The sequence below is a fragment of the Rathayibacter sp. AY1F4 genome, from assembly GCF_002931775.1.
Lineage (GTDB): Bacteria > Actinomycetota > Actinomycetes > Actinomycetales > Microbacteriaceae > Rathayibacter.
This window is the reverse complement of the sequence record NZ_PSVE01000022.1, coordinates 24,596-48,594: the sequence shown is the minus strand read 5'-3', so window position 1 is coordinate 48,594 and position 23,999 is coordinate 24,596. Positions and strand designations below refer to the sequence as shown.

The window sequence follows — 23,999 nt, the reverse complement described above, 5'->3', positions numbered from 1 at the left end:
TGAGGACTTCCGGATCTCCCTGCACGGGGCTCTGCTCGGAGATCTGAAGCGCGAACGACGAAGGGCCGGAACCTGCGACCTGTGATCGCGGGCCCCGGCCCCTCGTGGTGTCGTCCTGATCAGGACGAGCGCTGAAGTGCGATCACCGAGCGCCCAGCCCCCGGACCAGCCGCCTCCTGCGAGGCGAACGGTCGATCCGCGTGTCAGCGGATCGGCCTAGCCGGTCGTGACCCGCTCTGCGGATCGCGACCGTCCTGCCGGCCGACCGCGGTGCGCCGCTCTGCGGCGCACACAACGGTTCAGCCCTGCGCGCGGCGGCCGCCGCGTCGGGCGCCGCCGCCGGCGGACTCGCGGGCGGGAGCGGCCGAGGCTGCTCCGCCGGTCGCGGTGCTGTAGAACGAGCGCGATCCGCCCGAGGTCGAGGGGGCGCCGGCGGCCGAGCGGCTGCGGCCTCCGCGGGCGCCGCCGCGGGCGGGTCCCTCGGCGGCGGTGCGGTCGCGGCGGGGGCGGTCGCCTCCGCCGGTCGCGGCACCCGTCGAGCGTCCGCCGCGGGGTGCGGCGGTGCCCTCGGTGCGGGCCGCGCGCTTGCGCTGCGCGTTGGCGCCCTGCGAGCGTCCGCCCTGCGACTGGCTGCGGACGGGCTCGACGACGGCGCTGGGGGTGACGTACGGAGCGACGTCGCCGACGAGCTTCGCGACGGCGGCCGAGTCGGCCGTCACCTGCTGGGGCGCGACCTGGATCGCGGCCTTGCGGAGGAGGGTCTTCACGTCGCTGCGCTGCGTGGGCAGGACGACGGTGACGACGTCTCCCTCGCTGCCGGCGCGGGCGGTGCGGCCCGAGCGGTGCAGGTACGCCTTGTGCTCCATCGGCGGGTCGACGTGGATGACGAGCTCGACGTCGTCGACGTGCACGCCGCGGGCGGCGACGTCGGTGGCGACGAGGACCTTGACGGTGCCGGCGCCGAACGCGGCGAGGTTCCGGTCGCGGGCGACCTGCGAGAGGTTGCCGTGCAGGTCGACCGCCGGGATGCCCTGGCCGGTGAGCTGCTTGGCGAGCTTCTTCGCGTGGTGCTTGGTGCGCATGAAGAGGATGCGGCGGCCGGTGCCGGACGCGAGCGTCTTCACGAGCGCGTTCTTGGCGTCGAGGCCGTCGACCTCGAACACGTGGTGGGTCATCAGCGCGACCGGCGAGTTGGCCTCGTCGACCGAGTGGAGCACCTCGTTCTGGAGGTACTTCTTGACCAGCTTGTCCACGCCGTTGTCGAGCGTCGCGGAGAACAGCAGGCGCTGCCCGCCGCGGGGGGTCTTGTCGAGGATGCGCGTGACGACCGGCAGGAAGCCGAGGTCGGCCATGTGGTCGGCCTCGTCGAGCACGGTGATCTCGACGGCGTCGAGGTTCACGAAGCCCTGCTTCATCAGGTCCTCGAGGCGGCCCGGGCAGGCCACGACGATGTCGACGCCCTGCTTGAGCGCGGCGACCTGGCGCTGCTGCGAGACGCCTCCGAAGATCGTGGTGGTGACGATGCCGTAGGCGTCGGCGAGGGGCTGCATCGCGGCGGTGATCTGCGTGGCGAGCTCGCGGGTCGGCGCGAGGACGAGTCCGAGCGGGCGGCCGGGGCGGCGGCGTCCGCCGGCGAGCGAGCCGCCGAGGCGGGCGATCATCGGGATGGAGAAGGCGAGGGTCTTGCCGGAGCCGGTCTTGCCGCGGCCGAGGACGTCGCGTCCGCCGAGGGTGTCGGGCAGCGTGTCGACCTGGATCGGGAAGGGCTCGGTGATGCCGCTCGCGGTGAGCGCGGCCACGAGGGGGGCCGGCACGCCGAGGGCGCTGAAGGAGAGGGGGGTGTTCGACATGGAGTGGTGCCTTTCGGGGGCATCATGCCGATCGAGGACGCGCGGGCGGTGGCCGGGGGCGCGGGTGATCGGCGTTCGGGCGAAGGTGACGGTGGTCACATCCGTTCGCCGTACGATTCGGTGCGCGCGGCCGGGGGCCTCATGCACGTGCGCCAGATGGTCGGGACGGATCCTCGACGGTCAGAGTCCTAGGGGACAAGGGGCGTTCTACGACGCGGGGGAGCGCAGTCGCTGCGCTCGCACCATCTCACTCTAGTGGATGCCGATCCATCCGCGCATCGCGGCCTGCACGCGGGAGCCGTCGCGGTCGCTCAGCTTGGTGCCGACGAAGTCGCCCGCCCAGTCCGAGGTCTGCACGCGGAAGGCCGGCTCCGGGTCGCGCAGGGTCTTCAGGATGACGGCGGCGACGTCGGACGGGTCCTGCGCGTGGGTCGAGGAGAAGGACGACGCGGCGCGGTCGAGGTAGGCGCCGAGCGCCGGCGCGTAGGGGCCGGCCTGCGCGAGCATCGCCGCCGCGTCGATGCCGACGTTCTCGACGAAGCTGCTGCGGACCGCTCCCGGCTCGATCAGCGACACGTGGACGCCGACGGAGGCGGCGACCGGGGCGAGCGCCTCGAAGAACCCCTCGACCGCGAACTTCGCCGCGCAGTAGTCCTCGTTGAACGGCTGCCCGATCGCGCCGCCGACGCTCGAGACGGTGACGATGCGGCCGCGGGACGAGCGCAGCATCGGCAGCGCGGCGCGGGTGACCGCGACGGTGCCGAAGAAGTTGACCTCCATCACGCGGCGCAGCTCCTGCGGATCCTCCAGCTCGAGGGTGCCGAGGTGGCCGGCTCCGGCGTTGTTCACGAGGGCGTCGAGACCGCCGAGCTCCTCCTCCACGGCGCGGAGGCAGCCGGCGACGGAGTCCGCGTCGGTCACGTCGAGCGCCCGCAGGTCGAGCTCGACGCGGGCCTCGGCGGCGGCGGCGCGCAGGTCCTCCGCCCGCTCCGGATCCCGCACGGTGGCGACCACCCGCCAGCCCGCGCGCGCGGCCTCGATCGCGGTGGCGCGGCCGATGCCGGTGGAGGTTCCGGTGACGAGGAGGACGGGACGGGGCATGCGGCTTTCCTGCTTTCCGGCGCACGACGGCGCCGCCCGGAGGCTATCGGCCGCCCCTCCGAGAACGTCCAGGGTCGGCGTCAGCCCCGGTAGCGCTCGCCGACCGGCACCTCGACCGGCAGCCGGTTGCCCGCCTGGGCGAGCGGGCAGGCCCAGGCCGGGTCGTAGGCGCAGGAGGGGTTGTAGGCGAAGTTGAAGTCGAGGACCAGCGTCCCCGGGGCGGAGCCCGGACCGAGGTCGGCGCCCTTCACGGTGTCCAGGAGGTAGCGGCCGCCGCCGTAGGTGCCGCCGGGTGTCCCCGCGAGGGCGTCCTTGACCGGCACGAACAGGCCTCCGCCGTAGGACGCGAGGCGCCAGACGTCGAGGCTGCCGGCGTCCGGCACCTCGACCGTGCCGATCAGCTCGAAGGGGACGGTGCCGTCGGTGCCGGTCTCCACGTCCATCCGCCGCGCCTCCTCGGCCGGGGCCACCTCGAGCTCGAAGCGCCAGGCCGCGTCGTAGGGCGCGATCGGCAGGGAGCGGAAGTGCGCGCGGTCGGCCGGGAGGAGGGGGGTGGAAGGGTGCTGCGCGAAGAGCGCGTTGCGCCCGCGGATCCAGGACGCGTGCGCGGCGAGCAGGTCCACGTTCGAGAGCCGGCGCACCTCCGCGTAGAGGGCCTGGACGTGGCGGCGCCAGTCCGACACCTCGACCGCGTTCGTGAGGCGGCGGCGGGGCGAGACGCCGTCGTCGTCCTGCTCCTCCTCGTCGGCGGAGGGCCACTGGAGGCGCAGGAGCTCCGAGCGCGACAGCTCGGTCTCCTCCTCGGCGACGCCGTCGGGGCTCATGCGGCGGACTCCCCGCGCGGGCGGGTGTCGGCACCGACATCGTGGCGCCAGGACGGGGCGAGGGAGCGGATGCGGATGCCGCGCCACTGCCAGAACGCCCACATCGACGGCCAGAGCGCGGCCGAGGCGAGGCCCGCCGAGAACTCGAGGCGGTCGCGGAAGAGCGTGCGCCCGTCGGGGAGCGGGGCGACGGCCATGCGGTGGTCCCACGCGGTGATCAGGCGGAGGGAGCCGGTGAGCGGTCCGCCGCTGTCGCGCAGGATCCGCACGTCGGGCATCGAGGGGACGCGGCGGTAGGAGAGGTCGATCTCCTGCGCGCCCATCGGCACGATCCCGAGGGCGTCCATCGCGACCTCGTGGGAGCCGAGCCCCCAGGTCGGGCGGAAGCCGCCCTCGTCCAGCGACGCGGCGGTCAGGAGCGGGGACATCACCTCCCGGAACACGGCCGGACTCTGCAGGGCGCGCCAGGCGGAGTCGGCGTCGGTGTCGAGCACGTGCTTGAGCATCACCTTCACGAGGGACATCCTCCTCCGCCCGCCCCTGCACGGGAACCGGGTGCGCGCGGAGTCCCGGACGTGTATGCGCCTCCGGTGCTCGCTACCGTGTCAGGGTGATCGCTCCCGCCGCCTCCGTCGACCAGTCGACCTACCAGATCCGCTTCGAGTGGGGCGCCCGCGCCCTCCGCGTGCTCGCCCCCGCCCACGTCACGGTGCTCGTCGACGCCCTGCCCGGAGGCGAGGGCCCCGACCTCGGGGGTGTGGAGGGCCGCGTCGTCCGCGCGGGCCTGGCCGACCGCTCGGCCGTCGCCCGCTGGATCCTGGAGCGCCAGCACGAGAACGGCGGGCGCACGAGCGTCAACGTGATCGCCCTCGGCGACGTCGACGACAGCGGAGGGGCGCGGTTCGCGATGGAGGACCAGCTGGCGGCCGGCGCCGTCGTCGACGCACTCATCGGACTGGGCATCGACCACGTCTCGCCCGAGGCCGCGGTGGCCTGCGCGTCCTACGAGGGCCTGCGCCGGGCGTGCGCGCACCTGCTCACCGCGTCCGAGTCCGGCCGCCTGCTCGCCGCCGAGGGGCGGGCGGACGAGGTCCGGGCCGCCGCCCGGGTCGACACCGTCGACGAGGTGGCGGTCCTCCGCTGACCCGCCGCTCCGGCGGGCGCGACCTCCGAGCGGTGCAGGGCGTCCGCGGAGCGCACAAGCCGCTGCGGATCCGAGCCGCCGCCTCGACCACTCGCCCGCCCCCGGCGTAGCGTTCGGCGGAGGCGGTCCCTCCGCCCCCGCCCCGACCGAAAGCTGGCCCGCATGAAAGCCGTCCTCAACGACGTCGTCCTCGCCGACGCCCCCGACTCCGACCTGATCTCGATCGAGGGCAACTGGTACTTCCCGCCGTCGAGCATCGCCGAGGGCGTGCTCGTCGAGAGCCCCACGCCCTACACCTGCCCGTGGAAGGGCGAGTGCCAGTACTTCTCGGTGCAGACCGGCGACGGCCTGCAGAAGGACAAGGCCTGGTCGTACCCGCACCCCTACCCGACGGCGTTCGACCGCGTCGGCAAGGACTTCTCGGGCTACGTCGCCTTCGACCGCTCCGTCCGCGTCTCCGACTGACCCGTTCCGCCGCGGTGCCGCTCCCGGTGCCGCGGCGGTGCGTCAGCCGCGCGGGGAGGCGGCGCGCGCCCGGTACGCCCGGACCTTCGACCGGTTCCCGCAGCGCTGCATCGAGCACCAGCGGCGCGAGCCGGCGCGGGACGTGTCGAGGTAGAGCATCCGGCACTCCGGATCCGCGCAGCGCCGCAGCCGTCCGGCCGCGGTCGGGCCCAGCAGCCCCACGGCCTCGCGGGCGATGGACGCGAGCGCCTGCCTGCCCGCCGCGTGGAGCCGTCCTGCCTGCCGCGATCCGCCGCTCAGCACTGGCGGGATGTCGGGCATCGCCGCGACCAGGTTGACCACGTCGACGTCGCGCGGGTCGAGCGCGGTGCCGGCCTCGGCCGCGACGGCCAGCCGGGCGATCGCGCCCCGGAGCATCAGCGCGTCGTCCAGGCGCGCATCCCTGCTCTCGGGGCCGACCGCCTCGAAGCGCTCGGCGAGCCAGGCGGCCAGGGCGGCATCGGAGTCGAGGTGCTCGGCCGCTCCCGGAGGCAGTGCTCCGGTCGTGGCGAAGTCGAGCGCGAGGCTTCCGGAGTCGAACCACCAGCGCCGGCCGTCGGCCTCGGGGAGCCACTGCCCGGTGACCGGCGTGCGCCCGCCGTGCGGGGCCTCGTCCGGGGTCACGGCGCCGGGACCGGTCGGCGCCGCCACTGGATCGCGTTCGCGGGCTCGAACCGGCGCGCGCAGCGGCCGCAGGCCAGGGGCCGGGTGGGCCGGCGATGGCGGTAGAAGAGGTGACCGCCCGGGCAGGTGCCGACCCACGGCGCGAGCTCGTCCGCGGTCGGGTTGCTGTGGGTGCGCGATCCCGTGTAGCCGAGCCGCGCCGCGATCCGCCGCCACGGCGGTCCGTGCCCGGCGTCGGGCCCCGCGAGCGCGTGAGCGACCTCGTGCAGGAGTGTCTGCCGGACCTCCTCGTCGCTCCAGCGGGCTGCGAGGTGGCGCGAGACCGTGATCCGGCGGCGCGTCCAGTGGCAGGCGCCGCCGCGGGTGCGCGCGTGGTCGAGCGCGAAGGACCAGGAGGGGTCGAGGTGCTCCTCGATCAGCGCGTCGGCCCAGCGGGCCACGTCCTCGAGGTCGGCCACCGGTGGCGCTGCCTAGGACTCGTCGCCGTCGGCGCGGCGGCGGCCGCGGGCGGTGCCGTCGGTGCGGGCCTCGCGGTCGGTCCCGTCCTGGAACTCGGAGGCGGCGGCGTAGCCCAGGCGGGCGACCTCGAGCTCCTCCTCGGGGACCCCGACGCGCTCGCCGAGGGCGGTCGCGGCGTCGAAGTCGCGCATCGCCCGGCCGTACTCGCCCAGCTCGAAGAAGGTGAGGCCGCGGTGCTTGAGCGCGAAGGAGTGCTCGAGGTGCCACTCGTGCGTGCGCGCCTCCTCGACGCAGAGCGCGAGCTCCGAGAGGGCCTCGTCGGTGCGGCCCCGCAGCTGCATGAGGCGGGCGCGGCGGACGCGGGCGGTGAGCAGCTCGGCGCGGTCGCCGGAGAAGCGGGTGCGGCGGACGGCCTCGTTCGCGAGGTCCCACGCCTCGTCGACGCGCCCGAGCAGGCGCAGCAGCTCCGCCTTCTCGGTGAGCGCGGCGAGGCTGCGCAGCGCGCCGATCTCCTCCAGGCGCTCCTGGGCGGCGTCGACGTCGATCTCCTCGTGGAGGGTCGCGGGGTCGTGGCGGATGATGATGCTCAGGGCGATGCTTCCTCGTGGAGTGCGGATCCGGATCGTCGCGCGCGGCGGACGAGAGGACGGTCGGGGTCGCTGACCCCGGCGTCGAGTGTACCGGCGGGTCCCCGGACGGCGCCCCGACGCGCGGCCCGGGTCAGCCCCGTCGCACCTGGAAGACGCTCCGCGCCGGCAGCGGCGACGGGGTGGCGGTCTCGTCCGTGACGACGAGGGCGCCGGCGATGAAGTTCTCGAGCTCCCGCCCCTGCACCAGCTTGGAGGGCGCGGGGTCGGAGGCGAGGCGCCGCGGCAGGCCGTCGAGCGGCAGCGGATCGGCGGAGGCGAGCATCACCACGTTCCCGAAGCGCTTGGCCTTGAGCATCTGCGTGTCGGTCATGATCGCGGTGTGCGCGAAGACGGAGGCGAGCGTCGCGGCCTGGGCGCGGGCGAAGGCGAGCGCGCCGCCGTCGGCCACGTTCACCGCGACCAGGCCGCCGGGGGCGAGCAGCGGCGCGATCGCCCCGTAGAACTCGGCGCTGGTCACGTGCGCGGGAGTGCGCGCGCCCGAGAAGATGTCGACGACGACCACGTCGACCGTGCCCCGCAGCCCGGGCGGCAGCTTGCCGAGCACCTCGCGGGCGTCGCCCTGGCGGATGCGGATCTGCGCCCCGCGGGGGAGCGGGAGCGCCTCGCGCACCAGCTCGACCAGAGCGCCCTCGATCTCGACGACCTGCTGGCGCGAGCCCGGCCGGGTCGCGGCGACGTAGCGGGGGAGGGTCAGCGCTCCGGCGCCCAGGTGCAGCGCCGTGACGCTCTCGCCCTCGGGGGCGACGAGGTCGATCGCGTGGCCGATCCGGCGGACGTACTCGAAGGAGAGGTGCGTCGGATCCGCGAGGTCGACGTGCGACTGCGGAGTGCCGTCGACGACCAGGGTCGCCGCCTCGGGCGAGTGGCGGTCGGGCTCGATCCGCGCGGTGTACCCGCTGGCGAGCACGGCGCGGGGGTGCTCGGAGTCGTCTCCGCGTCGGCGGCCGGTGCGTTCCTGCATCCGACCAGTCTGCCGCGGCGGCGGGACGGCGGGGCTCCGCGCCCGGCCCGGTCGGATCGATCCGGGAGGCCGTGGCCTCGTATACCGGACCCCGCGGGGCGGCGCAAGCATCCGCACTTGCGCGGCGTGGCGCGATGCGGCTATATTCGTACTTTGCGCTCCCGAGTACCCATGCCCTCATATCGCGGTCGGCAGGTCACCGGAACCCGGCATCAGATGGTGGATGCCGTTGCCACACTCTAGCCCCGCCCCCAAGACCGAGTCGCCTCGGTCCGCACGGCGTGCGGGCAGGGGTGGCGGCCCGTCCGGCGGGAGCCCACTCCACACATCCCACAGATTGAGACCCGCGAGGGTCTACGGAGGTTCCTTCCTTGGCTGCTGCGTCCACCGCGACCACCACCTCACCCAAGAACGGACGCGGAGCTTCGCGTCTCTCGTTCGCCAAGATCAGCGACACCCTGACCGTTCCGGATCTGCTCGCGCTGCAGACCGAGAGCTTCGACTGGCTCGTCGGCTCGGAGGCGTGGAAGACCCGCGTCGCCGAGGCGAAGGCCGCCGGCCGGGAGGACCTCCCCGCCAACTCCGGCCTCGACGAGATCTTCGAGGAGATCTCCCCGATCGAGGACCTCAGCGAGACGATGCAGCTGAGCTTCACGAACCCGTACCTCGAGCCCGAGAAGTACACGATCGAGGAGTGCAAGGAGCGCGGCAAGACCTACGCCGCTCCGCTCTACGTCGAGGCCGAGTTCATGAACCACCTCACGGGTGAGATCAAGACCCAGACGGTCTTCATGGGCGACTTCCCGCTGATGACCGAGAAGGGCACGTTCATCATCAACGGCACCGAGCGTGTCGTCGTGTCCCAGCTCGTGCGCAGCCCCGGCGTCTACTTCGAGCGCCAGCAGGAGAAGACGTCCGACAAGGACATCTACTCCGCCCGCGTCATCCCGAGCCGCGGCGCCTGGCTCGAGTTCGAGATCGACAAGCGCGACCAGGTCGGCGTGCGCATCGACCGCAAGCGCAAGCAGTCGGTCACCGTGTTCCTCAAGGCTCTCGGCCTCACGAGCGAGGAGATCCTCGAGCAGTTCGCCGGCTACGAGTCGATCGAGCTGACCCTCGAGAAGGACAACATCCTCACCAAGGAGGACGCCCTCCGCGACATCTACCGCAAGCTCCGTCCGGGCGAGCAGGTTGCCGCCGAGGCCGCCCGCGCGCTGCTGGACAACTTCTACTTCAACTCCAAGCGCTACGACCTCGCGAAGGTCGGCCGCTACAAGATCAACCGCAAGCTCGGCATCGACAAGGCGCTGTCCGACTCGGTGCTCACGGTCGAGGACATCATCGCGACCATCAAGTACCTGGTCGCCCTGCACGACGGCCGCACCGCCCTCCCCGGCGTGCGCGACGGCGAGCCGGTCGAGCTGCGTCTCGACGTCGACGACATCGACCACTTCGGCAACCGCCGCATCCGCGCGGTCGGCGAGCTGATCCAGAACCAGGTCCGCACCGGACTGTCCCGCATGGAGCGCGTCGTCCGCGAGCGCATGACCACGCAGGACATCGAGGCGATCACCCCGCAGACCCTGATCAACGTGCGCCCCGTCGTCGCCGCGATCAAGGAGTTCTTCGGGACCAGCCAGCTGTCGCAGTTCATGGACCAGAACAACCCGCTCGCGGGTCTGACCCACAAGCGCCGCCTGTCGGCGCTCGGCCCCGGCGGACTCTCCCGTGAGCGCGCCGGCGTCGAGGTCCGCGACGTGCACCCCTCGCACTACGGCCGCATGTGCCCGATCGAGACCCCGGAAGGCCCGAACATCGGCCTGATCGGATCGCTCGCGTCCTTCGCGCGCATCAACTCCTTCGGATTCATCGAGACCCCGTACCGCAAGGTCGTCGACGGCACCGTCACCTCGCAGATCGACTACCTCACCGCGTCCGAGGAGGACGAGTACCTGGTCGCCCAGGCGAACGCCCCCCTCACGAAGGACTTCCGCTTCGCGGAGGGCAAGGTCCTGGTCCGCCCCAAGGGCGGAGAGGTCGAGCTCGTCGACGCCGAGCGCGTCCACTACATGGACGTCTCGCCGCGCCAGATGGTCTCGGTCGCGACCTCGCTGATCCCGTTCCTCGAGCACGACGACGCGAACCGCGCGCTCATGGGCGCGAACATGCAGCGTCAGGCCGTCCCGCTGCTGCGCAGCGAGTCGCCCGTCGTCGGAACCGGCATGGAGGGCTTCGCGGCCATCGACGCCGGCGACGTCATCACCGCCGACAAGGCCGGTGTCGTCCAGGAGGTCTCCGCCGACTCCGTCACCGTCCAGCTGGACGAGGGCGGCACGCAGACCTACTTCCTCCGCAAGTTCGACCGCTCCAACCAGGGCACCTCGTACAACAACCGCGTGGTCGTCTCGGCCGGCGAGCGCATCGAGGTCGGCGAGGTCGTCGCCGACGGCCCCGCCACCGAGAACGGCGAGCTCGCGCTGGGCAAGAACCTGCTCGTCGCGTTCATGCCGTGGGAGGGCCACAACTTCGAGGACGCGATCATCCTCAGCCAGAACCTGGTGAAGGACGACGTCCTCTCCTCGATCCACATCGAGGAGTACGAGGTCGACGCCCGCGACACCAAGCTCGGCAAGGAGGAGATCACCCGCGACCTCCCCAACGTCAGCCCCGAGCTCCTGGCCGACCTGGACGAGCGCGGCATCATCCGCATCGGCGCCGAGGTCCGCCCCGGCGACATCCTCGTCGGCAAGGTCACGCCCAAGGGCGAGACCGAGCTCTCGGCCGAGGAGCGCCTGCTCCGCGCGATCTTCAACGAGAAGAGCCGCGAGGTCCGCGACACGTCGCTGAAGGTGCCCCACGGCGAGCAGGGCACGATCATCGGCGTCAAGGTGTTCGACGCGCAGGACGGCGACGACGAGCTCGGCTCGGGCGTCAACCAGCGCGTGGTCGTCTACATCGCCCAGAAGCGCAAGATCACCGAGGGCGACAAGCTCGCCGGCCGCCACGGCAACAAGGGCGTCATCTCGAAGATCCTGCCGGTCGAGGACATGCCGTTCCTCGCCGACGGCACCCCGGTCGACATCGTCCTCAACCCGCTCGGCGTCCCCGGCCGCATGAACTTCGGCCAGGTCCTCGAGATCCACCTCGGGTGGATCGCGAAGCAGGGCTGGAAGGTCGAGGGTCAGCCGGAGTGGGCCGCGCGCCTGCCCGAGCACGCCCGCGAGGCGGCGCCCGGCACCAAGGTCGCGACCCCCGTCTTCGACGGTGCGGCGGAGGAGGAGCTCGCAGGGCTCCTCGACTCCACCACCCCGACGCGCGACGGAGAGCGCCTGATCGGCTCGTCCGGCAAGACGCAGCTGTTCGACGGCCGCTCCGGGGAGCCCTTCCCGGACCCGGTCTCGGTCGGCTACATGTACATCCTGAAGCTGCACCACCTCGTCGACGACAAGATCCACGCGCGCTCGACGGGCCCGTACTCGATGATCACCCAGCAGCCGCTCGGTGGTAAGGCGCAGTTCGGCGGACAGCGCTTCGGCGAGATGGAGGTGTGGGCCCTCGAGGCCTACGGCGCCGCCTACGCCCTCCAGGAGCTCCTCACCATCAAGTCGGACGACATCCTCGGCCGCGTGAAGGTGTACGAGGCCATCGTCAAGGGCGAGAACATCCAGGAGCCCGGCATCCCGGAGTCCTTCAAGGTCCTCATCAAGGAGATGCAGTCCCTGTGCCTGAACGTCGAGGTCCTCTCGGCCGACGGCACCGCGGTCAGCCTGCGCGACACCGATGACGAGGTCTACCGCGCCGCGGAAGAGCTCGGCATCAACATCTCCTCCCGGTTCGAGTCGTCCTCCGTCGACGACATCTGATCCGCGCCAGCATCTGACGACCTCCCGTCTCTGACGAGACACCCTGTTTTCCGACAAGGAGAAAACATTGCTCGACGTAACCACTTTCGATGAGCTGCGCATCGGCCTCGCAACGGCCGATGACATCCGTCGCTGGTCGCACGGTGAAGTGAAGAAGCCCGAGACCATCAACTACCGCACCCTGAAGCCCGAGAAGGACGGCCTGTTCGGCGAGCAGATCTTCGGACCCTCTCGCGACTGGGAGTGCTCCTGCGGCAAGTACAAGCGAGTCCGCTTCAAGGGCATCGTCTGCGAGCGCTGCGGCGTCGAGGTCACCAAGTCCTCGGTCCGCCGCGAGCGGATGGGCCACATCGAGCTCGCCGCCCCCGTCACCCACATCTGGTACTTCAAGGGCGTCCCCTCGCGCCTCGGATACCTGCTGGACATGGCGCCGAAGGACCTCGAGAAGGTCATCTACTTCGCGGCGTACATGATCATCGACGTGGACGACGACGGCCGTCACGCCGACATGCCCGGCCTCGAGAACGAGCTCCGGCTCGAGATCAAGACCCTCTCGGACCAGCGCGACTCCCGCATCGCGGACCGCCTGGCGCGCCTGGAGACCGACCTCGCCGCCCTGGAGGCGGAGGGCGCCAAGAGCGACCAGAAGCGCCGCACCAAGGACGGCGCCGAGAAGGAGATGGGCCAGATCCGCAAGTCCTTCGACGAGGACATCGCGCGGCTCGAGAGCGTGTGGGAGCAGTTCCGCACCCTCAAGGTCGGCGACCTCAAGCCCGAGGACGCGGTCTTCAACGAGCTCGTCGACCGGTACGGCGTCTACTTCGAGGCCTACATGGGCGCCGAGGCGATCAAGAAGCGCCTCGAGCAGTTCGACCTCCAGGCCGAGGCCGAGACGCTGCACCTGCAGATCGCCGAGGGCAAGGGTCAGAAGAAGATCCGCGCCATCAAGCGCCTGCGCGTCGTCAACTCGTTCCTCGCCACCGGCAACTCGCCGGCCGCGATGGTCCTCGACGTCGTCCCGGTCATCCCGCCGGAGCTGCGCCCGATGGTGCAGCTCGACGGAGGCCGGTTCGCGACCAGCGACCTGAACGACCTCTACCGTCGCGTGATCAACCGCAACAACCGACTCCGCCGCCTGCTCGACCTCGGTGCCCCCGAGATCATCGTGAACAACGAGAAGCGCATGCTCCAGGAGGCGGTCGACGCCCTCTTCGACAACGGCCGCCGCGGCCGCCCCGTCACCGGAACCGGCAATCGCGCCCTGAAGTCCCTGAGCGACATGCTCAAGGGAAAGCAGGGTCGCTTCCGCCAGAACCTGCTGGGCAAGCGCGTCGACTACTCGGGCCGCTCGGTCATCATCGTCGGCCCGCAGCTCAAGCTGCACCAGTGCGGTCTGCCCAAGCAGATGGCGCTGGAGCTGTTCAAGCCGTTCGTGATCAAGCGCCTGATCGACCTGTCGCACGCGCAGAACATCAAGGCCGCCAAGCGCATGGTGGAGCGCTCGCGCCCGCAGGTGTGGGACGTGCTCGAGGAGATCATCCGCGAGCGCCCCGTCCTGCTGAACCGCGCGCCCACGCTGCACCGTCTCGGCATCCAGGCCTTCGAGCCCCAGCTGGTCGAGGGCAAGGCGATCCAGCTGCACCCGCTCGTCTGCGCCGCGTTCAACGCGGACTTCGACGGCGACCAGATGGCCGTCCACCTGCCGCTGTCCGTCGAGGCCCAGGCCGAGGCGCGCATCCTGATGCTCGCGTCGAACAACATCCTCAAGCCCTCGGACGGCCGTCCGGTCACCCTGCCCACGCAGGACATGATCATCGGCCTCCACCACCTGACGACGATCCGCGAGGGCGCCGCCGGCGAGGGCCGCGCGTTCTCCTCCGTCTCGGAGGCGATCCTCGCGAAGGACCAGGGCTCGCTGCACCTGAACTCGAAGGTCAGGATCCGCATGTCGGACGTGTACTTCGCGCAGGGTCAGGCACCCGAGGGCGTCGAGATCGACGAGAACGGCAAGGTCACCGCGCCGGTCCTCCTCGAGACCACGCTCGGCCGCGCCCTCTTCAACGAGGCGCTGCCGGTCGACTACCCCTACTTCGAGCAGGTCGCCGACAAGACGACCATCTCCGGGATCGTCAACGACCTCGCGGAGCGCTACCCGAAGGTGGAGGTCGCCGCCTCCCTCGACCGGATCAAGGACGCCGGCTTCTACTGGGCCACCCGCTCGGGTGTCACCGTGGCGCTGTCCGACATCCTCACGCCTCCGTCGAAGCCCGAGATCATCGCGGGCTACGAGAAGAAGGCCGCGAAGGTCGAGTCCGAGTACGACAAGGGTCTGACCACTCAGGCCGAGCGCCGCCAGGAGCTCGTGAAGATCTGGACCGAGGCGACCGACGAGGTCGCCAAGGCCATGCGCGCGAACTTCCCGACGGACAACACCATCAACCGCATGGTCACCTCCGGTGCCCGCGGCAACTGGCTGCAGGTGCGCAACATCGCCGGCATGCGAGGCCTGGTGAACAACCCGAAGGGCGAGATCATCGCCCGACCGATCATCTCCTCGTACCGCGAGGGCCTGTCGGTCGCCGAGTACTTCATCGCCACGCACGGTGCCCGCAAGGGCCTGGCCGACACCGCGCTCCGCACCGCGGACTCGGGCTACCTGACGCGTCGACTCGTCGACGTCTCGCAGGACGTCATCATCCGCGAGGAGGACTGCGGCACCTCGAAGGGCCTCGACCTGCCGATCATGCTCCAGGACGCCACCGGCGCCTGGATCAAGGACTCCAACGTCGAGAACTCCGTCTACGCCCGTTCGCTCGCCACCCCGGCGTCGAACGAGGCCGGCGAGCTCGTCGCCGAGGCCGGCGAGGACGTGGGCGACGTGCTCATCGAGAAGCTGGTCGGAGCGGGCGTGCGCCACATCAAGGTGCGCTCCGTCCTGACCTGCGAGTCCGCCGTCGGCGTCTGCGCGGCCTGCTACGGCCGCTCGCTCGCCACCGGCAAGCTCGTCGACATCGGAGAGGCCGTCGGCATCATCGCGGCCCAGTCGATCGGCGAGCCCGGCACGCAGCTCACGATGCGCACCTTCCACACCGGTGGATCGGCCTCGGCCGACGACATCACGCAGGGTCTTCCCCGCGTGCAGGAGCTCTTCGAGGCCCGCACCCCCAAGGGCGCGTCGCCGATCGCGGAGGCCGCCGGCCGGATCACCATCGAGGACACCGACCGTGCCCGCCGCGTCATCCTCCAGCCGGACAACGGCGACGAGGCGGTCATCTACCCGGTGCTCAAGCGCTCGCAGCTCCTCATCGAGGACGGCCAGCACGTCGAGCTCGGGCAGCAGCTGCACGTCGGAACGGTCGACCCCAAGGAGGTCCTGCGCGTGCTGGGCGTCCGCGAGGTCCAGAAGCACCTGGTGGGCGGCGTCCAGGGCGTCTACCGCTCGCAGGGTGTGCCGATCCACGACAAGCACATCGAGGTCATCGTGCGTCAGATGCTCCGCAAGGTCACCGTGGTCGACCACGGCGACACGGAGCTGCTGCCGGGCGAGCTCGTCGACCGCTCGCGCTACAGCGAGGTCAACCGTGCGGCTCTGACCGAGGGCAAGCGGACCGCGTCCGCCCGCCAGGAGGTCATGGGCATCACCAAGGCCTCGCTCGCGACCGAGTCGTGGCTGTCGGCCGCGTCCTTCCAGGAGACCACCCGCGTCCTGACGCAGGCGGCCATGGAGGGCAAGCGCGACCCCCTGATGGGCCTGAAGGAGAACGTGATCATCGGAAAGCTGATCCCGGCGGGAACCGGTCTGCCCAAGTACCGGAACGTGTCGGTCGAGGCGACCGAGGAGGCGAAGGCCGAGCGGTACCCCAACCGGATCTTCGCCGACGACGCCGCGTTCAGCGACGCCGACCTCTCGTTCGTCGACTTCGACTCGTTCTCGAGCGACGGCTACGAGCCGGGCAACTACAGCTGATCCAGGTGAGCTGAACGATCGAAGGCCCCGTCGGGACACCGGCGGGGCCTTCGTCGTCCGCGGCCCGCGGTCACCCGCACGGGGGGCCGCCCGTTCGCGACGAGCGGCCTTCCCCGCAGAAGCGGGGTGATTGACTCGATGCGTGCTCGTCGGGTCGAGCCCGTACCCGTTCCCCGTCCTGGTCGCGGCACGTGAGGAAACGCGCGGATGAGACTCGTGATCGTCGTGCTGGCCGCACTGCTCGTGGTGGTCGGCGTCGTCGTGGTGCCCGCGGGGCGGGCGGAGGCGGCCGAGGCGGTCGCACCCTCGTCCTGCGGCGTCGCGGAGCTGGCTCCCGTGCTCACGGGCGACGACGTCCGACCGCGCTCCGCCGCCGCCCTGGTCCCCATCGTGATGCTGCACGGCTGGCTGGGCACAGCGACGCACGACGCCGACCGCACAGGGGCCTTCTCCCATCTCGTCGACATGGTGTCGTCGGAGTCGGCGACCGCTCCGCTCGACGCTCCCGAGCCGTCCCTCCTCGGCCGCCTGCAGCAGATCGACGGCGCCGCGGTCTACACCTTCGACTACCGCCGGCTCGCCGCGCGCTGGGTCACCGACCCGGGGATCAGCGACGCGCTCGCCTCCTCGATCGCCTGCCTCGTCTCCGCAACCGGGCACCGAGCCGTCGTCGTCGCGCACTCGATGGGAGGGCTCGCCGCCCGCCAGGCGCTGAGCGGCTCGGTCGACGGGACCGCCGTCGCCTCGATGGTCTCGTCCGTCCTCACCTTCGGCACCCCGAACACGGGATCCGACGTCGCGGAGCGCCTCGGACGGATGGTCGACGACTCCGGTCAGGTCAGCCCCGCGGTGATCGCAGGACTGGACCCGCAGAGCCGGCTGAGCGTCTCGGCGATGCTCGCCTCCTGCGGGGACGCCGTCTCGGAGGACGCGGAGCACGCGGGGGAGTGCACGGGAGTGCCGATGATCGACGCCCTCGCCTCGGCGGCGGGCAAGGGACTGCGGACGGGGTCGACCGAGCTCGGCTCGCTGCCGCCCTGGCCCGCCGGTGTCCACGTGACGGCGCTGGTGGGTGACATCCAGGTGACCGCCGCGGTGGCGCTCGGCCTGGCCAGCGCCCCGGTCGACCTCGGCGACATCATGGTCGCGACCGGATCGGCGACGGCCGGGGTCGACGACTACGTGGTCTCGACCTGCCGCTACACCTACCTCGCCGCAGCGGACGTGCCGTCCCTCGTCGCCGAGCTCTCGCCGTTCGCGCGGCTCGGCGATGCTCTGCGCTTCGCGAAGCTCGTGGTCGACGTCGACGCGAGCCCGTGCCATCACGCGCGGTTGACCCGGAACATCGACCTCGTCGAGCACGCCACCGGCGTCGTGTCGGACGTCGTCGCGGGCGAGCTGTCCGCTCCGCACGCCTCTCGAGCGCAGACCGCGGCGAGGGCGCTCCCGGCGGCGGAGGAGTCCCGGAGGCGGTCCTCGTGACCGGTCAGCGGACACCGCCGAGGAGACATCATGTCGCGTCAGTTGACGGACGTCTGTCGGGAAGCATACGGTCGGACCGGCCCATGGGGAGGCCGCCTGGGGGACAGGCAGCGCGGCCCGCGCGGCACCCGAGCCGCATGCGCGGGCCGCGCCCGTCTCCGATCTCCTCTCACGTTCCGCGCTCCCTCCGGGTACGCTCGGCTGGACAGCAGATGTCGGAGACTTCCTCCGTGCATTCCGGCGCCGGAGGCCTGATGAGCGACGACCCCCTCGATGCGGAGGAGTCGGCGCGTCCTCCCCGCCTGACCCGCGAGCAGGTCCGCACCCGCCTGCTGGACGCCGCTCTCGCTGTCGTCCGCGCCGAGGGCCTGCGCGTCGGAGTCGCCCATCTGCCCCTCGAGGACGTCATCCGCTCGGCGGGTGTTCCGCGCAGCACCGTGTACCGGATCTGGCCCACCCGCCAGTCGTTCTACGACGAGCTGATCGCCGCGATCCCGGAGCGGGTCCTCGCCACCCGGCTCGACGAGCCGTCCCTGCGGGCCGGGAACTCCCACCTCCACCGCAGCCTCGACCCCGAGCCGACCCCGGAGCAGTGCCGCGAGGCCCTGATCGCCTCCGTCCGGGTCGCCGTCGACGCGAACGTCGACAACGTCTTCTCCTCACAGCACTGGCGCAACTTCATCGCTCTCGCCGGCGCGGTCGGCTCGCACGAGGAGCCGGCGCGGACCGCCATCGGAGCCGCACTGCGCGCCCGCCAACTGCACTTCATCGACAACATGGCGAAGTACTACGAGCACACCCTCGCCGAGGCGGGGCTCCGGCTGCGCCCGGGCCGCGGCTCCGACGCTCTCGCCTCCGCCGTCTCGGCCCTGATCGAGGGGCTGTGCATCGCACGCATCGCGGCACCGGAGCTGGTGACCGGCCCGCTCGACCCGGCCGATCCCGAGGGGCCGTCGCTGGCGGTGGTGTCGGTGCTGCTGCTGATCGACGGGTTCACCGAACCGAACGAGTGATCCGGGTCGCGGGGTCCGCTCAGTCCTCCGCGACCGGCTCCAGCATCCCGTCGACGATCGAGCGGATCGTCCAGGCCGCCAGGGTCCACTCGACCGGCTCGCCGTCGAGGCCGGGGGCGGTCACCGGAGCGTCGAGGTCGTCGTCGAGGAGCCGACCGCGGTGCGCGAGCCCGTCGATCACGATCGCGGTGAGGTGGGCGAGCTGGAGCGTCGTGAACCCCGGGCGCATCGTCCCGCCGAAGACCTGCAGCGTCTCCTCGTAGAAGTCGCGCATCCGGCGCGTGAGCATGCCCTCGATCCGCTTCGCCGTGGCGCGCACGGCGTCGCGTGCAGGCCCCTCCTCCATCGAGAAGGTGCAGGCGAGCAGTGCGTTGTACGACGACCAGTCGGCGGAGCGGCGGAGCGACTCGGCATTGGCCCGCGCGCCGATGCGGATGGTCTCCCAGGCGACCCGGCGGCGGCCGGCGGCCGTGGAGAGCAGATCGGTGGAGCGCTCGTAGACCTCGCGCATCTCCTGCTGGGCCTCGGGGTCGGCGCCCTCCGCGTACCGGTCCCGCACGAAGACCTCGCCGACCAGGTCGGCCACGAACTCCTCGCGCGTGCTCCAGATCCGGTAGACGGAGCTGCGCGGCACGCCGGCCAGGCGGATGTACTCCTCCATGGGCAGGTGCGCGAAGCTCACCGTGAGGCCGTGGTTCGAGACGACGTCGCGCGCCGTGGCGATCATGCGGCTGCGGACCTGCTCCGCGGGGATCCTCCGGGCCCGCCGGGAGCCCTCTGCGCTGTCGTCCATGGAGAGGGACACTAGCCGGAGACGGTGCCGCGGGTGGTCCTCCACGCGCTCCGTGAGCCGATCCGGAGCGCTATGGGGGCGTCCTCTCACTGAGACGGAATGTCCCATCACGTGCACGACGACGTCGCGGACCGCTACGGTGCAGCCGGGGCGGACCCGAACCTGCCCCTGCTAGGGGACCCCCGTGACCGGATTCGATCGGTTCACGCTGGCCGTCGTCGACGGACCAGCGATCGAGCGCGCCGCGCTGCAGGCGCTGCTCGCGCAGCTGCTGCCGCAGTTCTCGCACGACGAGGAGGGCGTCGACCGCATCGCGGTCCTCGACCTGGACGGCGTGCCCGGCGAGGAGGTGGCCGACACCCTCGAGCGTGCGGCGGCCCGGACCGTCGGCCTCGTCGTGCTCTCCTCCTCCGACTCCCTGGAGCCGGTGCGGGCCGTGCTGCGACGGGAGAGAGCGGCCTACGTCTGGAAGGGCGACGACCCCAGCGAGCTCGCCGCGGCGGTCGTCTCCGTCGCCTCCGGCCGGACCTGGATCTCGGACACCGCCCGCCACCGGCTCGTGCACGGGCGCGAGGAGCGCCGCCCGGTGCTGAGCCCCCAGGAGAGCCGTGTGATGCGCGCCTACGGAGCGGGTGCCGCGGTCCGCGCCGTGGCGGTCGACCTCAGCGTCGCCGAGCACACCGTCCGCACCTACATCAAGCGGATCCGCGCCAAGTACCTCGAGACCGGCGTCACTCTCGACTCACGGGTCGACTTCTACCGCCACCTCGGCGACCACGACGTCGCCATCCGCCGCGGCGGAGACCGGGTGCGGGCCGGCGCGCAGCAGGCGGCCGGCGACGTGGTCGGCGAGCGCCGAGCCTGAGGCGAGCAGGATCGCGTTCCCGCCGGTGCGCCCCTCGACGAAGGCCGTCGATCCGACCGCGGCGGTGACGGGGAGCAGCTCCCGGACGACCCCGCGCAGGCGGTCCAGCCTCCGGTGGTCGGCGTCGTCGGCGACATTGACCGCGAGGAGCCCGTCGGCGCCGACCCGGGCGGCGAGCGGAGCGAGGACGGACGCGCGGTAGAACGCCTCCGGGATCTCGTCCCCGTCGTAGACGTCGAGCACGACGAGGTCGGCGCTCCAGGGCGGCAGGGGCCCTGCGGCGTCGGCCGTGAGGAGCCGGACGCGCGCGCCGCGGGGGAGCGGCGCGTGCTCGAGCACGAACTCCACGAGTCCTGCCGCGCTCTCCACCGCGAGCTGCTCGGAGCCCGGCCGGGTCGCGGCGACGTACCGGGCCAGGGCCAGGGCTCCGGCTCCGAGGTGCAGCACGCGCAGCGGCTCGCCGGGCGGGGCGGCGGCGTCGACCACCGCGCCGAGGCGCGCGAGGTACTCGAGGTGCAGAGCACGGGGATCGCCCGGATCGATCAGCGACTGCTCCGCGCCGTCGACCGTGAGCAGCAGCGCCTCCGGTCGCACGGGATCCGGCCCCAGCACGGCTGTGCGGCCTCCCGGCAGCAGGAGGGACGGAGGCATCTCGTCACGCTAGCGCTCCTCGCGCGATCCGCCCAGCCGCCGCTACGGTGACAGGCATGGCCGCCCTGATCCTGCTCGACGTCGACGGCGTCCTGAACCCCTCCGTCCGCAGCGATCGCGCCTCGGGCTCGCACCGCCTGGAGCTCGAGCCGGAGCGGGCAGCGCTCGTCGCCCGTCTGGCCGCGGTCGGCACGATCGTGTGGGCCACGACCTGGCCGCCGAGATTGACGAGGGTCCTCGCCCAGGACCTCGGGCTGCCGGCGGGCACGGAGGCGATCGTCTTCGACGGCGGCCTCCCGCGCGACCCGCGGTTCCCGGGCCGGACGGGCAAGCTCCAGCCCGTCGCGGTGTGGCTCGAGGCGGCCGCCGAGCGCGGCGCGATCGACGCCGTGGTGTGGATCGACGACAACCTCCACGAGGACGCGTACGACTGGGCCCGCGAGCAGAGCACCCCCTTCCACCTGGTGCGTCCGGAGTCGGCGACGGGCCTCACGAGCGACGAGGTCGCCGGTGCCGAGCACTTCCTGGCCGGACTCCCGGCGTCACACGGCGACATCCGGGAATAGGGCCGCCCCCTCCACTGGTTATCGTCACTCCGGGCGGTTCCGCCGAGCAGCGGTCCGCCCCGGGACGACCCGTCCCCTCGTCGATCCCCGCGCCGCATCCGGCGCAGCGGGACCTCCACGACTCCGTGATGCACCGAAGGACAACACCGTGACCCTCTCCGCCCGCACCTCCCTGCGCGTCCTGCTCGGCACGACCGCCGCCGCCGCCGCCCTGGTCCTCGCCGGCTGCGCGCCCGCCTCGACCGACGACGTGGTCTCCGGCTCGAGCGGCGAGGGCACCGCCTCCGCGAGCTCCGGCCTGACCCTGGCCGAGGTCGAGGACTCGGGGAAGCTCACCATCGGCACCGAGGGCACCTACCCGCCCTTCTCCTTCCACGCCGACGGCGGGACCGGAGCCCTCACCGGCTACGACGTCGACGTGATCACCGCCGTGGCCGAGAAGCTGGGCGTCGAGCCCGACTTCCAGGAGACGCAGTGGGACGCGATGTTCGCGGGCCTGGACGGAGCGCGCTTCGACGTGATCGCGAACCAGGTCTCGATCAACGACGAGCGCGAGGCGAAGTACGACTTCTCGGAGCCGTACTCGGTCAGCCCCGGCGTCGTGATCGTCCCCTCGAGCGACACCTCGATCACCGACCTCGCCGGCCTCTCCGGCAAGACCACCGCGCAGTCGCTCTCGAGCAACTGGTACACCGTCGCGCAGGAGAACGGCGCCGAGGTCGAGGGCGTCGAGGGCTGGGCGCAGGCCATCGCCCTCGTCGAGCAGGGCCGCGTCGACGCGACCGTGAACGACCGCCTCACCTGGCTCGACTGGTCCACGACCTACCCCGACCAGGCCGCGGGCCTCAAGGTCGCCGTCACCACCGACGACACCTCCGAGAGCGCCTTCACCTTCCCGAAGGGCTCGGACGACCTCGTCGAGGCCGTCGACTCCGCCCTCGACGAGCTGCGCGAGGACGGCACCCTCGCCTCCATCTCCGAGCGCTACTTCGGAGCCGACGTCTCCCAGTAGCCCGGCCCCGAGACGGCTCCTCCCCTTCCGGGAGGGGCCGTCTCGTGCGTGAGCCGCCCCGACGCGGGGAGCGGCGGAGCGGCTCAGGCCGCGGGTCCGCCCGCAAGGGCGCCCGCCCCGGCGCGAAGCGTGCCAGCATTCCCCAGGAGGCGGACACGATCCGCCCCCGACGCCACCACCCGATCGAGCCGACCGCGGATCCTCCCGCGAAGGCGGGAGAACACAATGGATCTCGTCCTCCGGTCGTTCTGGCCGATCCTCTCCGGGGGCATCGTCGGGACGATCCCGCTCGCGCTGGCGAGCTTCGCCATCGGGCTCGTGCTCGCGCTGGCGGTCGCCCTGATGCGGCTCTCCCGGGTGCGGATCCTCTCCTGGATCGCGCGTGCCTACATCTCCGTCATCCGGGGCACGCCGCTCCTGGTGCAGCTGTTCGTGATCTTCTACGGGCTGCCGAGCCTCGGACTGAAGATCGACCCCTGGCCCAGCGCCACCATCGCGTTCGCCCTCAACGTGGGCGGCTACGCGGCGGAGGTGATCCGCGCGGCGATCCTCAGCGTCCCGAAGGGGCAGTGGGAGGCGGCGCACACGATCGGCATGAGCCGCTCGCTCTCGCTGCGGCGCATCATCCTCCCGCAGGCCGCGCGCGTCTCCGTCCCGCCGCTGTCGAACACCTTCATCTCGCTGGTGAAGGACACCTCGCTGGCCTCCCTCATCCTGGTGACCGAGCTCTTCCGGCAGGCGCAGAAGATCGCCACCGCGTCGAGCGAGTTCATGCTCCTCTACCTCGAGGCCGCTCTGATCTACTGGCTCATCTGCCTGGTGCTCTCCAGCGGCCAGGGCCTGCTCGAGAAGCGATTGGACCGCTATGTCGCCCGCTGACACTCCGACCGACGCCAGGCCCGTGCTCACGGCCCGCGGCCTCCGCAAGTCGTTCGGCGGAGTGGAGGTGCTGCGCGGCATCGACCTGGAGGTCCATCGTGGCGAGGTCGTCGCCCTGATCGGGCCGTCCGGCTCGGGCAAGACCACCGTCCTGCGCTCGCTGAACAGCCTCGAGGTGCCGGACGGCGGGGTGGTCGAGCTCGCCGACGGCAGCGTCCTCGACTTCGACCGCGGCGTCGGACGGAAGGCGCTGACCGGGCTGCGCGACCACTCCGCGATGGTCTTCCAGCACTTCAACCTCTTCCCGCACCTGACCGTCCTCCAGAACGTGACGGAGGGGCCGCTGCGAGTGCAGCGCCGTCCCGCGTCCGAGGTGGTCCCGGAGGCGGAGCGCCTGCTCGAGCGCGTCGGCCTCGGCGGCCGGGGGAGCGCCTTCCCCTTCGAGCTCTCCGGCGGTCAGCAGCAGCGCGTGGGCATCGTCCGGGCGCTCGCGCTGCGGCCCGATCTGCTCCTCTTCGACGAGCCCACCTCGGCGCTGGACCCGGAGCTGGTCGGCGACGTGCTCTCGCTGATGCGGGAGCTGGCGGGGGAGGGCTGGACCATGCTCGTCGTGACGCACGAGCTCGAGTTCGCCCGGCAGGTGGCCTCGGAGGTCGTCTTCATGGCCGACGGCGTGGTCGTCGAGCGGGGCGCCCCTGCGCAGATCCTCCGGGAGCCGCGGGAGCCGCGCACCCGGCAGTTCCTGCACCGCCTCCTCCACCCGCTCGAGTAGACGGTCGGCGCTGTCCCCC

The 23,999-nt window shown here is 72.0% G+C and carries 20 protein-coding genes; 11 read left to right on the top strand and 9 right to left on the bottom strand.

The annotated features are described in order from the left end of the window. Window positions 1–299 precede the first annotated feature (299 nt). The 4 genes from C5C59_RS13495 to C5C59_RS13475 form a co-directional block, all read right to left on the bottom strand. Entirely contained in the window at window positions 300–1,850 is a 1,551-nt protein-coding gene (locus C5C59_RS13495; protein ID WP_104238083.1) for a DEAD/DEAH box helicase, read from the bottom strand. 252 nt (window positions 1,851–2,102) lie between these two features. After that, complete coding sequence (locus C5C59_RS13485) at window positions 2,103–2,951, bottom strand: SDR family oxidoreductase (protein ID WP_104238081.1); 849 nt, start codon at window positions 2,949–2,951, stop codon at window positions 2,103–2,105. A gap of 80 nt (window positions 2,952–3,031) precedes the next feature. After that, window positions 3,032–3,775 carry a DUF1684 domain-containing protein gene (locus tag C5C59_RS13480; protein WP_104238080.1) on the bottom strand — a complete coding sequence of 248 codons (744 nt, stop codon included), beginning with the start codon at window positions 3,773–3,775 and terminating at the stop codon, window positions 3,032–3,034. After that, on the bottom strand, window positions 3,772–4,299 hold the full coding sequence (locus C5C59_RS13475) for a hypothetical protein (RefSeq protein WP_104238079.1): 528 nt from the start codon (window positions 4,297–4,299) through the stop codon (window positions 3,772–3,774). The genes C5C59_RS13480 and C5C59_RS13475 overlap by 4 nt, the downstream gene beginning before the upstream one ends. A gap of 86 nt (window positions 4,300–4,385) precedes the next feature. On the opposite strand from C5C59_RS13475, the gene C5C59_RS13470 reads away from it, so the two are divergent. Further along, window positions 4,386–4,919 carry a 2-phosphosulfolactate phosphatase gene (locus C5C59_RS13470; RefSeq protein WP_258062781.1) on the top strand — a complete coding sequence of 178 codons (534 nt, stop codon included), beginning with the start codon at window positions 4,386–4,388 and terminating at the stop codon, window positions 4,917–4,919. Between the two features lie 162 nt (window positions 4,920–5,081). Beyond that, a complete protein-coding gene (locus C5C59_RS13465; RefSeq protein ID WP_104224584.1) occupies window positions 5,082–5,384 on the top strand; it encodes a DUF427 domain-containing protein in 303 nt (100 codons plus the stop codon). Window positions 5,385–5,426: 42 nt separating this feature from the next. On the opposite strand, the gene C5C59_RS13460 is transcribed toward C5C59_RS13465, so the two are convergent. The 4 genes from C5C59_RS13460 to C5C59_RS13445 all read right to left on the bottom strand — a co-directional run bounded on the left by C5C59_RS13460 (window position 5,427) and on the right by C5C59_RS13445 (window position 8,117). Next, the gene (locus tag C5C59_RS13460) at window positions 5,427–6,074 is read right to left on the bottom strand and encodes a CGNR zinc finger domain-containing protein (protein WP_258062780.1); all 648 of its coding nucleotides are present in this window, start codon (window positions 6,072–6,074) and stop codon (window positions 5,427–5,429) included. Continuing rightward, window positions 6,044–6,505 (bottom strand): SprT-like domain-containing protein, encoded by a 462-nt coding sequence (locus tag C5C59_RS13455; protein WP_104233929.1) that lies wholly within the window; start codon window positions 6,503–6,505, stop codon window positions 6,044–6,046. The genes C5C59_RS13460 and C5C59_RS13455 overlap by 31 nt, the downstream gene beginning before the upstream one ends. A 12-nt stretch (window positions 6,506–6,517) precedes the next feature. Next, entirely contained in the window at window positions 6,518–6,847 is a 330-nt protein-coding gene (locus tag C5C59_RS17365; protein ID WP_181027192.1) for a hypothetical protein, read from the bottom strand. Between the two features lie 379 nt (window positions 6,848–7,226). Continuing rightward, complete coding sequence (locus tag C5C59_RS13445) at window positions 7,227–8,117, bottom strand: spermidine synthase (RefSeq protein ID WP_104238078.1); 891 nt, start codon at window positions 8,115–8,117, stop codon at window positions 7,227–7,229. 371 nt (window positions 8,118–8,488) lie between these two features. On the opposite strand from C5C59_RS13445, the gene rpoB reads away from it, so the two are divergent. From rpoB to C5C59_RS13420, 4 genes are all read left to right on the top strand, one after another. Then, complete coding sequence (gene rpoB / locus C5C59_RS13440; RefSeq protein WP_104224581.1) at window positions 8,489–11,980, top strand: DNA-directed RNA polymerase subunit beta; 3,492 nt, start codon at window positions 8,489–8,491, stop codon at window positions 11,978–11,980. 67 nt (window positions 11,981–12,047) lie between these two features. Beyond that, entirely contained in the window at window positions 12,048–15,947 is a 3,900-nt protein-coding gene (locus tag C5C59_RS13435) for a DNA-directed RNA polymerase subunit beta' (protein WP_104224580.1), read from the top strand. 207 nt (window positions 15,948–16,154) lie between these two features. Then, window positions 16,155–17,429 carry a triacylglycerol lipase gene (locus C5C59_RS13425; protein WP_104313755.1) on the top strand — a complete coding sequence of 425 codons (1,275 nt, stop codon included), beginning with the start codon at window positions 16,155–16,157 and terminating at the stop codon, window positions 17,427–17,429. A gap of 254 nt (window positions 17,430–17,683) precedes the next feature. Next, on the top strand, window positions 17,684–18,442 hold the full coding sequence (locus tag C5C59_RS13420; protein ID WP_104238076.1) for a TetR/AcrR family transcriptional regulator: 759 nt from the start codon (window positions 17,684–17,686) through the stop codon (window positions 18,440–18,442). A 19-nt stretch (window positions 18,443–18,461) separates the two neighbouring features. Here C5C59_RS13420 and C5C59_RS13415 read toward each other — a convergent pair whose 3' ends face one another. Next, window positions 18,462–19,235 carry a hypothetical protein gene (locus C5C59_RS13415; protein WP_146076607.1) on the bottom strand — a complete coding sequence of 258 codons (774 nt, stop codon included), beginning with the start codon at window positions 19,233–19,235 and terminating at the stop codon, window positions 18,462–18,464. A gap of 184 nt (window positions 19,236–19,419) precedes the next feature. Between C5C59_RS13415 and C5C59_RS13410 the strand changes: the two genes are divergently transcribed. From C5C59_RS13410 to C5C59_RS13390, 5 genes are all read left to right on the top strand, one after another. Beyond that, on the top strand, window positions 19,420–20,100 hold the full coding sequence (locus C5C59_RS13410; protein WP_104238074.1) for a LuxR C-terminal-related transcriptional regulator: 681 nt from the start codon (window positions 19,420–19,422) through the stop codon (window positions 20,098–20,100). Between the two features lie 707 nt (window positions 20,101–20,807). Next, window positions 20,808–21,317: an HAD domain-containing protein gene (locus C5C59_RS13405; RefSeq protein ID WP_104224575.1), complete on the top strand. Its 510-nt coding sequence runs from the start codon at window positions 20,808–20,810 to the stop codon at window positions 21,315–21,317. Between the two features lie 148 nt (window positions 21,318–21,465). Continuing rightward, window positions 21,466–22,329 carry an amino acid ABC transporter substrate-binding protein gene (locus C5C59_RS13400; protein WP_374953121.1) on the top strand — a complete coding sequence of 288 codons (864 nt, stop codon included), beginning with the start codon at window positions 21,466–21,468 and terminating at the stop codon, window positions 22,327–22,329. A 225-nt stretch (window positions 22,330–22,554) separates the two neighbouring features. Then, window positions 22,555–23,208: an amino acid ABC transporter permease gene (locus C5C59_RS13395; RefSeq protein ID WP_104224574.1), complete on the top strand. Its 654-nt coding sequence runs from the start codon at window positions 22,555–22,557 to the stop codon at window positions 23,206–23,208. Beyond that, window positions 23,195–23,980 carry an amino acid ABC transporter ATP-binding protein gene (locus C5C59_RS13390; RefSeq protein ID WP_104238073.1) on the top strand — a complete coding sequence of 262 codons (786 nt, stop codon included), beginning with the start codon at window positions 23,195–23,197 and terminating at the stop codon, window positions 23,978–23,980. The genes C5C59_RS13395 and C5C59_RS13390 overlap by 14 nt, the downstream gene beginning before the upstream one ends. The last annotated feature ends 19 nt before the right edge of the window (window positions 23,981–23,999 follow it).